The sequence below is a fragment of the Chryseobacterium contaminans genome, assembly GCF_001684955.1.
GTDB lineage: Bacteria > Bacteroidota > Bacteroidia > Flavobacteriales > Weeksellaceae > Chryseobacterium > Chryseobacterium contaminans.
The window spans coordinates 1-11,561 of the sequence record NZ_MAYF01000023.1 but is presented as its reverse complement, the minus strand read 5'-3'; the positions used below and the strand labels follow the sequence as shown (position 1 = coordinate 11,561).

At 36.4% G+C, this 11,561-nt stretch carries 8 protein-coding genes and 1 tRNA gene; 4 read left to right on the top strand and 5 right to left on the bottom strand.

Translation table 11 applies throughout. From position 1 onward, the window contains the following. A partial coding sequence (locus BBH99_RS02540) for a sugar phosphate isomerase/epimerase family protein (protein ID WP_131799189.1) occupies positions 1–496 on the top strand: 496 nt, incomplete at its 5' end. A 203-nt stretch (positions 497–699) separates the two neighbouring features. On the opposite strand, the gene BBH99_RS02535 is transcribed toward BBH99_RS02540, so the two are convergent. The 3 genes from BBH99_RS02535 to BBH99_RS02525 all read right to left on the bottom strand — a co-directional run bounded on the left by BBH99_RS02535 (position 700) and on the right by BBH99_RS02525 (position 5,659). Beyond that, a tRNA-Arg gene (locus BBH99_RS02535) sits at positions 700–771 on the bottom strand. A 74-nt stretch (positions 772–845) separates the two neighbouring features. After that, positions 846–2,624, bottom strand: a complete 1,779-nt coding sequence (locus tag BBH99_RS02530) for a TonB-dependent receptor (RefSeq protein WP_066691513.1) — start codon at positions 2,622–2,624, stop codon at positions 846–848. Between the two features lie 71 nt (positions 2,625–2,695). Then, positions 2,696–5,659, bottom strand: coding sequence for a tetratricopeptide repeat protein (locus BBH99_RS02525; RefSeq protein WP_066691512.1), 2,964 nt, complete (start codon positions 5,657–5,659; stop codon positions 2,696–2,698). Positions 5,660–5,916: 257 nt separating this feature from the next. On the opposite strand from BBH99_RS02525, the gene BBH99_RS02520 reads away from it, so the two are divergent. The 3 genes from BBH99_RS02520 to BBH99_RS02510 all read left to right on the top strand — a co-directional run bounded on the left by BBH99_RS02520 (position 5,917) and on the right by BBH99_RS02510 (position 10,398). Further along, the gene (locus BBH99_RS02520; protein ID WP_066691510.1) at positions 5,917–8,157 is read left to right on the top strand and encodes a CocE/NonD family hydrolase; all 2,241 of its coding nucleotides are present in this window, start codon (positions 5,917–5,919) and stop codon (positions 8,155–8,157) included. 104 nt (positions 8,158–8,261) lie between these two features. Then, positions 8,262–9,932, top strand: coding sequence for an APC family permease (locus tag BBH99_RS02515; RefSeq protein ID WP_066691508.1), 1,671 nt, complete (start codon positions 8,262–8,264; stop codon positions 9,930–9,932). A gap of 130 nt (positions 9,933–10,062) precedes the next feature. Beyond that, positions 10,063–10,398, top strand: a complete 336-nt coding sequence (locus BBH99_RS02510; RefSeq protein ID WP_066691505.1) for a DUF962 domain-containing protein — start codon at positions 10,063–10,065, stop codon at positions 10,396–10,398. A gap of 89 nt (positions 10,399–10,487) precedes the next feature. Here BBH99_RS02510 and BBH99_RS02505 read toward each other — a convergent pair whose 3' ends face one another. Both BBH99_RS02505 and BBH99_RS02500 read right to left on the bottom strand, forming a co-directional pair. Beyond that, positions 10,488–10,940 carry a hypothetical protein gene (locus BBH99_RS02505; protein ID WP_066691503.1) on the bottom strand — a complete coding sequence of 151 codons (453 nt, stop codon included), beginning with the start codon at positions 10,938–10,940 and terminating at the stop codon, positions 10,488–10,490. Between the two features lie 18 nt (positions 10,941–10,958). Further along, positions 10,959–11,408, bottom strand: coding sequence for a lipocalin-like domain-containing protein (locus BBH99_RS02500; protein ID WP_066691501.1), 450 nt, complete (start codon positions 11,406–11,408; stop codon positions 10,959–10,961). Positions 11,409–11,561: the final 153 nt, after the last annotated feature.

Genomic DNA, 11,561 nt, shown 5'->3' with positions numbered 1-11,561 from the left:
ACTTACTGAAAACGAAAAAGAAATCATTGCTAAAGTATGGTGCAATGTGGCAGATTATGCACAAGCCAGGAATATAGATATCGCCATAGAACCTATTAACCGATACGAATCCTATGTGTGTAATACAGCAGAAAATGTTCTGGAACTTATTAAGAAAACAGGAAAAAGCAACCTCTTTCTTCATCTTGATACCTTTCATATGAATATTGAGGAAAATAATTTTTATGACCCCATTATCAATTCCGGAAAACTGCTGAAGCATATTCATGTTACAGAATCCCACAGGGGTATGCTGGGAGAAGGAACTGTCAATTGGGAAGAATTTTTCTCAGCCCTGAAGAAAATTAATTTTGAGGGAAACCTGGTTCTTGAAAATTTCAGTTCCTCAATTCCAGGAATGCAGGAAAAGGTTTCATTATGGCAGAAATCGCCTTATAATGCACAGGAACTTGCTGAAGGAAGCTTGGCTTTTTTAAAGAAACATATGGAAAAATAATCATTATTAAGAAAATAATTCTTTTACATTTTTCGGCTATTATCTCAATAGCCGTTTTTATATTATATGATTTGCCATATAAATCTTGAATCTTAATGCGCTTGCCTTAAAAACACTTTTACATAATCTACCCCTCAAATTTCCATTCCTGATAATTATCTTGGAAGGAGTATACAAAAAAAGCCCCTAAAAAGGAGCTTTTGTGACCGCAGAGGGATTCGAACCCCCACCGTTGGAGCCGAAATCCAAAGTTCTATCCATTAAACTATGCAGCCCTATTGATGAATAATAAGCAATAAATAATGTATAATTCAATGATTACTAATTACTCATTGCTTATTACTTATTTTTAGAAGGTAACCTTCACACCTCCCAGAATCTGAGGACCTAAGACTTTATAAGCCTTGTATGTCTGGTATTTTGAGCTTAGAAGGTTATTTCCGAGTGCGAAAATACTGAAATTTTTGTGAATTTTATACTCTGCAGAAAGATTTAAATCAGCATAACCGCCAACTTTATCGTTCGTATTTTCTAATGAACGGTAAATCATTCCGTTAGGAGCTGAAGCATCTGCAATTCCCTCAATTGAAAAAGAGTTCGTTGTTCTGTCACTTGCAAAGATCCCTTTGAAACCTAGCAATAACCTTTTGTCTAACATCGTATATTTAGCACCAATACTTGCATTTACTAAAGGAACGTTGTAGATATTGTCGTAGTTTTTCAAATTATATTTTGTAAACCTCACTTCCCCGTCAATTATTAAATTTGCTAATGGGAAATACTGTACGCTTCCTTTGATATCACTTACATTTCCATCATCGTAGATGGCAGAGAATGTATTGGCATAATCGTAAGCAGCACGGTTCAGGGTATAATTATTATCAAAAAGAGGATTTGCTTTAAAGAACATAATGTCTTTCATCTTTCCGAAACCTGCAGAGAAGTCATATTTTAGCGTTTCATCAATATCTCCTCTTAATCCTACGTAAAAATGATATTTCGTTTCTGTAGGCTTTAAATACTGGTCAGAAAGCGCGTAAGGATTCTCCTGAAGAAGATCGGCATATGTATTAAGCTTAAGACCTCCGTCTACCCCACCATAGAATTTAAATTCTTTGACAGCCGCTACCTGGAACTCAGCTTGTGGGAACCAATACGTCTTGTTGTTCTTCACCTGATCCATCAGTCTGTTTGAATTCTTAGCATTCAGGAAAGAAAATCCTGATCCTAACATCAAATAAGACTCCCCTTTTCTGAAGGTTACTTTCGGAGTTAAATTCGTATTAAAGAAATTGGAAGAGTTTTTATCTACCATTTCAAAATCGGTTTTCACGGCTTCTAAACCTACTCCCAAATCAGCATTCAGGTTGATTCCTGATTTTCCAAGTTCAACAGCATGCTTAGAGAAGTTAGCCAAAATGGAAACCTGGTTTTCCTGAGCATCGAAATGATCTTTCAGGAATGATGATTTTACTCTTACATCATTCAGGATCTCATTAGAATAGAAATCATAGTAACCATTTACTTTGAACTGATTCACTTTCTGCTTCAGATCAACATCAGCATTGGGTGTCAGCGCATAGATTCCGTAATAGTTATAATTATTCAATCCATATTCAGCATTGATATTGAATTTCCCTTTATCTCCGTAAGAGTTAAGGAAAGCTCCTATCGTTGCGGAAGTCTGTTTGGATTTCCAATCGTAATCGTTTTTAAGACCGCTTGTGGAAAGCAAATGCACATCGGCTCCTACTTCAAACTTATTTTCAAGGGTTTTGGAGATATTTCCATCCAACAGAATCTTTCCATAATTTCCCATTCCGAACTGGACATAGTTATTCTGAGCTGTTCCGTCAAATTTCGGTGCCACATCTTCTCCCTGGATCGTAGAAGTTTTAAAGTCAGAAACCGCAGGAACATCTGTAATGGTATATTTTACAGGGTTCTGGGATTTCTCTTCCGGCGGATAGTTTTTAATGGTTTCCACGGAAGTTTTCTTTTTCTCGATCTTCTTCACTTCCGGCTCTCTCTTTTTGTTAAGAACCAGTTTCTCCTCCTTGATCTGGGAAAACGCGAACTGCGAGACCCCTAAAAATATGATGGATAATAATTGAATTTTTCTGTTCATTACTACTTCTTGTATTTATGCATCCATGTAAATTATAAGCATACTCTTTACATGAACAGGATACTACATTTTTACTTTTTAATCTGCTTTTTAACTTCTTTCGCTTCTGCTACAATGTCCGGGAAGCTCTTATAGTTCGCAATAATCTGGTCACAGGTATAACTTGCCTGGTAGTTATCTTTCAGCCCAACATAGTTTTTAGCCATCAATACCAGAGCTTTTGCTCCCCAATATTCTTCAGAGGCATAGTTGTTGGCAAGCTTAAAGATCGTCTCATTGGAAGATTTGAATGCTTTTCCTTTATTCTGATAATAAGCTTTTGCATACAACGCTTCTGCTGCTACCGAAGTATTGGATGATTTTTCAAGAGCAGTATAAGCCGTTTGAGCATCTTTATCTTTTCCTGAATTCATCAGACTTCTTGCCTTAATTACTTTTGCCGTTTCAATAACCGCAGCAGAGTTTTTAGAGTTGGCAATAACAGCGTTGGCTAATTTTTCTGCTTCAGAGAAGTTGTTCTCATCTGCATAAAGCTTCATCAGCTCAACATTTGCATAGTTCTTAATGCTGATATTGGATGAATTTTTAATGCCTTCCAAATATTTCTTAGCTTCAGTTGTATTCCCTTGTGCAATAAAGATCTGCGCTAAACGGGTTTGGGCATCATCCTGATAATCATTCTGAACACCAGCCACCTCCTGTAAAACAAGCAATGCTTTTGTGGAATTGTTGGTTTGATAATAACTTTCCCCCAATTCATATTTAGCCTGATAAAGACCTTCTCCCGTAGGATTCTGCGTCAGGTACTTCTCATAATAAGAAATGGCATTTTTGTAATCTTTCTTCGCAAAATACTGCTTTCCGGTAGACAGGTTGATCTCATCAATTTCAGAAGCATCAACATTAACTCCAATAGTTCTTGCGAAGTTTTCATAGCCTGCAACATCACCATTTTTCGTGAAGATAGGTTTTGCAGCCTGAACAATCTTCTGGGCATACGCTGTATTTTTATACTGCTCTCCCAACGATTTCAGTTCAGAAAGGGCCTTGTCATTCTGGTTCTGATCGATATAATTCTGAGCTCTGTAAATAGAAGCATTAGCAATTAAGTCTTTGTCTGAAGATGTTTTGATAACCTTTCCAAAATAATCATTGGAATTGGCAAAATCATCCTGAGCAGCATAAGCTGTACCTATTTCGTATTGAGCATCATCATAATATTCAGAATCCGGATATTTAGATAGTAAGTTTTTCAGATTGTTGATTTTCGCCTGGGTATCACCTTTAAATCCTAAAGCCATTGCTTTCTGATATAGGGTATAATCTGTAGCGTCTGCATTTTTATCATAGATGGCAATGGCTTCATTCAAGTCATTATTCGCATAGTGAATATCTGCCAGACGAAGTTCTGCATCATTTTTAAATTCAGGTTTAGGATTGGCTAAATACTGCTTGAAGTACGTTGCAGCCTGATCGAATTTCTTGGCTTTAAAATAAGCATATCCTAAATCATAAGGCAGCTGTTGCTTTTCCGGGAAACTTTCGTTCAGAAGCTTTTCATAACGAACAATGGCAGACGGATAATTTCCTTTCTGGTAATATACCTGTGCCAGCCAATATAAAGCCCTGCTGCTAAATTCTTTATTGATATTAAATCCTAAGCTTCTTAAGAAATATTTCTCCGCTTCATCATAATTTCCTTTATTGAATTCTTCTGTTCCCAATAAATAGGAAACCTCCTGATCTACTTTATTGATTTCAGGGGTTGAACTTTGTAATCGGTCAATAGCATTCAATGTTTCTTTATAGTTTCCGGAATACAGGTATGATTTCACTAACAGCGATCTCATTTCTGAAGCATTGGAAGCATTCTGATTATCATTGATATAGTTTTGAAGAACAGTAGACGGGTTTTCAAACGGGTTTCCTATATCATACCCAAGCTTAGCATACTGCTCGTGTGCTAACTTTTTCACTTTCGCATCATAATCCATCTGGTAAGAAGAACGGAATGCAGAAAGGGCTTCCTGCTTTTTATCAACCGCCAAATAAGCATTTCCTAATTGATAATAAGCATTCTGTGCTAATGCTGAATTGCTGTTGACAAGCTGGTTATAATAAGAAACTGCTTCATCATATTTTTTCAGCTGAGCGGCAACAAATCCCATCTCATAAAGATCATTTTCAGAAGGATTCTGCTGTACATTCAGATAGTCTTTTAAGTGTGGATAAGCTGAACTATAGTCTCCTTTCATAAAGTAGCTCTCTCCAATGATCTTGTGTACTTCGGCTTTATAGGATTCTGAAATATTTTCGTTCAATAAAGCATTCCCTTCAGATATTGCTTTATCATAGTTCTTATCATTGTAATACATCTGCACATAATACGGACGTACCAGTTTCGAGAATTTATCCTGATCTTTTATAGAATCAAAATACTGGAAAGCTTTGTCATTTTGCCTGTTGCTGTAGTATAGGTGACCCAGCATATAAGCAATATCTCCTTTCTGAGACTGATCAGCTGTTTTATAGGCTTCTTCCAGAGCATCAGTGGCTCCTTTAGAGTCTCCCGTCATAAACTTGGCATAGCCCAATTTCAAAATATACTGGGTATTCTCCTCTTTTGAAAGCTGATACTGGTTTACTTTTTTCAAAGTTTCCAATGCTTTATCAAAATCTTTTTTTGCCAGATAATAATCCGCTAAAGGAAGATTGGCCTGAGCAAAATAAGCAGAATTAGGATATTCCTTCATAAAAGCAGTCAACCCTTCTTCAGCATGATTTTTCTGAAGAATCACGCCAATCACATTATCAAAAAACTGAGCCGCCTCCTTCTTTGAACGGGACAAATTCTGATTGTAGAAATATTGTCTTGCGTATTCATATTGGGAGGCGTTGTATATTTTAGTCTGATAAAGATTTTCAGCTAGATTGAATCTGTAATTTTCTTTCTGGGTAAAATATTGGGACTGCTGAGCGTCGGAAATTCCGAAATAGATGACCGCAGCCGCTAAAAGTATTTTTTTTGATTTCATTCTTCTTGATATAAGAAAATTAGTCTAAATAAGTTAACGAAAATATTAAAAACTTATTGTTTAAGCAAGTTTTAACAGATCTAATACTGTAATCAGCGTATTCACAACAGTAAAAAACATTTCACTATCGCATGATAAAAATTCTTACTTTAGTCTGATAAAAATGTAAACAATTTTAGTAATCGGTTAAGAAAAATATATTCTGAACTCATACTTTTTCAACAGCAGCTAAAAACATACCATAAACACCCTACAATATGAAATTTAAGATACTTTTAGCATTAATTTTTGTCAATCTCCTCCAGGCACAAAAATTTTATTTTCCAAAAACGGCTGTTACAGACTCCGTTATTTTAGAAAAACAAATGCCAGCTCTGGCAGCCCAGGTAATCTCTAGCCTTCAGACTGTAAAGTACAAACCTAAAAACGATGTAGATTTTTCGGATGCTCTTTTCCGTCTGCAGATGGTGGCTAAAGAGTATAAAAAATCCATTGCCACCCTTGCTGAGCATCGTAACCAGTTTGCAGACCATAATATGGCCGGATATAAATCTTTGGGATATGAAGTGTACAGTATGGCCAAATCAATGGAAGCAACTTCTAAAATATCTTTTTCCACAGCCCTCCGGGAAGCCTTTAATAAAAAATACAAAAGTCTTGATGAACATTTACTTCCCAGGGTTGGCCTTGCTGTTTATGGTGATGTAAACACTTTCAGGAAGTTTTTCAAAAAAGCGCTGGATAAACAAAAGGGAAAAGATAGTATAAGTTATCCTTCTGCCCTGGCTTTATGTAAGGCTTATCTGAATTATAAGACGTATTCCGGCATCCATCCTCAAATCATGCAGCTGCTGGCCTTAAAGGATAAAGAAAAATTTATTACTGAAACGAAGGACCTTAAAACCAAGAATGGAAATACGTTAACCATTACCATCATCAGAAAAAAAGAGAACCAATCTCCCCTTCCTGTTATCCTTACCAGCAATATTTACGCTGGAGAAATTGACCATTTTTTCGGAAAGAGGGCTGCTGTTTATAACTATGTGGGTGCAGTAGTGAATACCAGAGGTAAGAGAAACAGCAATGATGAAAACAATCCTTTTGAGCATGAATCGCAGGATCTTTATGAAGTGATAGACTGGGTAAGCAAACAACCCTGGAGCAATGGCAAAGTAGGTATGATTGGCGGAAGCTATGTAGGATTCAGCCAATGGGCAGCCCTGAAAAATCCGCATCCCGCCCTAAAAACCATTGTACCCCAGGTTTCTGTAGGAATCGGAATAGATTATCCTGCTCAGAATAATGTATTCATGAGCTATATGCTGCAATGGATTCAATATGTTACCAATAATAAATATACTGATGAAGCTGATTTCAGTAATGCTGCAAAATGGGACTCTATCAATACAGCATGGTATAAAAGCGGAAAAGCTTTCAGGGTTCTGGATACTATCAGTGGAAAACCGAGTAAAATTTTCCAGAGATGGCTGGATCATCCGGCTTATGATCAATACTGGCAGAAAATGGTTCCTTATAAAGAGGAGTTTGCAAAAATTAACATTCCCATTCTAACCACTACCGGATATTATGATGATGACCAGATCGGAGCCTTATATTATTACAAGGAGCATCTTAAATATAATAAAAATGCAGAGCATTACCTACTAATGGGACCCTATAATCATGGTGGCGCACAAAGCTTTGGATTTACTTATGTAGGAGGCCGTCCCATAGATCCAATTGCCAGAATCAGTATTGATGATCTTGCATTTTCCTGGTTCGATTATATTCTTAAAAATGGCAAGAAACCTGAAATTTTAAAAGACAAAGTTAATTTCCAGGTGATGAATACGAATACATGGAAGCACGCTCCTACTCTTGACGGAATGCACACCTCTACTCTTAAATTTTATCTCAAAGATCGTAAGAACAGTACCTCAGTATTCAGTAAGCCTGAAAGTATTGACTTTACTAAACAAATGGTTGATTTCAAAAACAGAGACGAAAAAGATATTTATTATAAGCTGAGCAAAACAGACAGTGCAAAAGTGAATAATCTCATTCATTTTGAGAGCGAACCACTTGATAAGGATATCATCATCAGCGGAAACCTGTCTGGATTACTTAATGTATCCATTAATAAAAAAGATATGGATACCGATATATATCTGTATCAGGTGCAGCCGGATGGAAAACCTTTTTTATTATCTACTCATACAGTAAGGGCCAGCTATGCAAAAAATAATGAGGTACGCCAGCTTCTTCAACCGAATAAGATGGAGCAAATCCCCATCAGGCAATCGATGTTTACCAGTAAAAAGGTTGAAAAAGGAAGCAAATTACTTTTATTGGTAGGTATCAGTAAAAGTCCTAACTGGCAGATCAATTACGGAACGGGTAAAGATGTAAGCGATGAAACGATAAAAGATGCAGGAGAACCTTTAGAGGTAAAATGGTATAATGACAGCTATGTGGAAATACCTGTTTATAAAGACTAAAGGCTTTTCGTTAAGCATTTTTACCTAAATGTTCTTAACGACTGTTAACATCAAAATAAAAAATCATTACATTTGTTTTTTTCAAATCAAATATAGTTTATTGAATGAGTCAACTTTTTAGAAGGAAAATCTATTCGGATACAGATACTTCAACAGGACTTTTAAGAGTTTTAGGTGTATGGGACATCGTATTTTTTGGTATTGCGGCAATTATAGGAGCAGGGAGTTTCAGCAGTTTGGGAGAAGCCGTTTTCAGAGGTGGCCCGGGTGTTATCCTGCTCTATTTGATTTGTGGCTTTGCGTGCGGTTTTACGGCTTTATGCTACGCTGAATTTGCCAGCAGGATTCCTACAGCAGGATCTGCATATACGTATGCTTATGCCAGTTTCGGGGAATTAATTGCCTGGATCATCGGCTGGGCACTGATTATGGAATATTCTTTCGGAAATATTTATGTTGCCTTTTCGTGGTCTGATTATTTCACCAGCTTTTTAGGACGCTTGGGAATGCATATTCCTGATTATCTGACATGCAGTTATACGGAAGCCAGCAAAGCGGTACTAAACGGTTCAGAAAATAAAGAATTGATTAATGCATGGAATACTGCTCCACTGATTGGAAATCTGAAATTTATAGTAGATATTCCTGCTTTGGTTATTAACGGATTAATTACATGGCTTTGCTATGTAGGAGTAAAAGAAAGTAAAAACTTCAATAACTCATTAGTTCTCCTAAAGTTAGGAGTAATCCTGTTGGTTATCTTAGTTGGTTTCGCTTATATCAATACCGATAACTGGACGCCAATAAGCCCTGTGACAGGATCACCATCCTTTATGCCTAACGGGTTTACAGGGGTTATGAGTGCCGTTTCAGGGGTTTTCTTTGCCTATATTGGCTTTGATGCCCTAAGTGTACTTTCTGAAGAAACAAAAGATCCTCAAAAGACGTTACCAAAAGGGATGATTATCTCTCTTGTGTTATGTACAGTGATCTATATTGCCCTTACCCTGGTACTAACCGGAATGGTAGATTACAGAAAATTTGATGGCGTGGGTGATCCCCTTTCATTCATCTTTGAAAAAACAAATGCCAATGTAGCATGGATGGAACTGGTAGTTTCTTTTGTCGCTATTGTTGCTATTACTACCGTATTATTGGTATTCCAGATGGGACAGCCAAGAATCTGGTATGCGATGAGCCGTGACGGACTGATGCCTCAGAAATTCCTTAAAATTCATCCAAAATATAAAACTCCATCTTTTGCAACTATTGTTACAGGGATTGTAGTAGGAGTTCCTATCTTATTTACGGATAAAACCTTTATCCTTGACTTTACCAGTATCGGAACCATCTTCGCTTTTGTATTGGTATGTGCAGGGGTTTTAGTTCTGCCTGCTAAGGAAAAGATCAAAGGCAGGTTTCACCTTCCTTATATCAACGGTAAAATCATTTTCCCTGTTGTTTTTATTGGTGGGCTAATTGCTTTCTACTACTGGCAGCCGGAATTTTTCCAGACGCTTATGAATTGGGGAGATCCTAAAGAAGGGGAATTCAGAGCTTCTATTTTCTTCTTTATTCTTATCAACCTCATCTTATGTATAGTTGCTTTTATCAAGAATCTTTCTCTAATCCCATTAGTAGGCTTAAGCTCCTGCTTGTACCTTCTTACCGGGATGAGCCATGAGAACTGGTTCTGGTTTGGAATGTGGTTTATTATAGGTTTAGTGATCTATTTTGGATATGGTTACAAGAACAGTAAACTGAATAAAGCTTAAAAGCAATCTATAAAATATAAAAAAAGGCAAAATGGTTAATGATTCCATTTTGCCTTTTCTTTTTTATCTTTATAATAAAATCGGCAGCATTATTGCTGTAAATCTGAAAGAAACAACAAACTAATTTACTATGTCTGAAAGAATTAAAACATACAGGGAGTTTTATCAGTTTTATCTTACCGAACACAGCAAAACAGGAACCCGGATTTTCCACTTCATTGGTACATTGCTCGTATTTGTTGTGATAGGGTATGTTATCAGTTCAGGAAAAGAGAGATTTCTTTGGTATATTCCAATTGTGGGATACGGATTTGCCTGGTTTAGTCATGCCGTTATTGAAAGAAACAAGCCTGCTACTTTTAAATATCCATTGTGGTCATTAATTTCGGATTTTAGACTTTTCTTTGAATTATTAGTTGGAAAACAGAAGTTTAGAGAAACAAATAATCCGGTACAAGAACCTTAATAGGAAGAATCTCACTCATAACAGAGATTCCTCCTTCGTCGGAATGACAGGGACTTCTTTGTTCAGAATTTTAATTCATTTACTTCAGGTTAGACTGAATTTTTCGAGAAGATTACTTTCCCTATCCAATACCCTAAAGATGGAAGAATAAAGGATAACAACACTGGTAATACAAGTGCAAAACCACTTCTATCCAACGTTACAATTAAAGGGAATAAATAACCGTTATAGATGATTAAAGCCAGAGTAAAAATAAAACTGTCACCACCACTAGTTGAAAGAATATTAAAATTATTCCCAAACTGATCAAACACTCCAGACATTACAAAGAACAAAGCATTGATAAAAAATATCCAAAGAGCAGATCTGTACGTCTTGTCTTGCTTTGCATTAAGGTATCCAGCCAAGATTAAAAGAAGCGACATAACTGCAGAAACAATATAATCTGTAAGGGTAACATCTGTTTCACTTCCACCTTTTCCAAAGAAATACATGACATATACCAATACATTCAGAAGATAGGTAACAGTCACGTAATTCATAAGGATAAAAGTTTAGTATTACTGTTTTTCAAGAACATCATAGTGAATGGTGTTTAATACTTTTTCCATTTCCGGATCTTTATCTTTAAACGGTACAGGGATATAACTTGCGAAAGTCATTGTTTTGTCTTTATTCACAGTTACTACCACCTCTTCCAGAATATTCTTCTCATCTGCATAAAACTGAATCCTGTTATCTACAACCTTCCAGAAAGAGAGTCTTGGTTCTGAGGGAATACAGTTTCCTACTTCCCCTTCCATATAGTTATACACCGCAAAACCATCTTCCCTGATCGCATAATTTCTCATTAGCCTGCAGTTATCAAACTCTTTAACAACTTTCTTTTTTCCTTCATAAAATCCGGATTCTTTTAATTTCCAGAATCCTATAACATCTTCTTTTTTTAGCTTTTGTGCATTAATCAAAGAGGTAAAGGCCAAAGCAGAAAAAAACATTAATCTCTTCATTATTCTTTCTTTTTCTTTTTAACATCAGGGCTTTTAGGAGCTTTATCCATCTCTTCACCCACTTCAATAAGCCCCATAGATATCATAGAGGCCGGATCACCATGTTTTTCACCTTCTTTCCAGGTTTCAAAAGCTTTTTCACGAAGCCCTAGA

Coding starts and splice junctions, on each gene's coding strand:
- BBH99_RS02530 (WP_066691513.1), bottom strand. CDS start 2,624: ATGAACAGAAAAATTCAATTATTATCCATCATATTTTTAGGGGTCTCG.
- BBH99_RS02525 (WP_066691512.1), bottom strand. CDS start 5,659: ATGAAATCAAAAAAAATACTTTTAGCGGCTGCGGTCATCTATTTCGGA.
- BBH99_RS02520 (WP_066691510.1), top strand. CDS start 5,917: ATGAAATTTAAGATACTTTTAGCATTAATTTTTGTCAATCTCCTCCAG.
- BBH99_RS02515 (WP_066691508.1), top strand. CDS start 8,262: ATGAGTCAACTTTTTAGAAGGAAAATCTATTCGGATACAGATACTTCA.
- BBH99_RS02510 (WP_066691505.1), top strand. CDS start 10,063: ATGTCTGAAAGAATTAAAACATACAGGGAGTTTTATCAGTTTTATCTT.
- BBH99_RS02505 (WP_066691503.1), bottom strand. CDS start 10,940: ATGAATTACGTGACTGTTACCTATCTTCTGAATGTATTGGTATATGTC.
- BBH99_RS02500 (WP_066691501.1), bottom strand. CDS start 11,408: ATGAAGAGATTAATGTTTTTTTCTGCTTTGGCCTTTACCTCTTTGATT.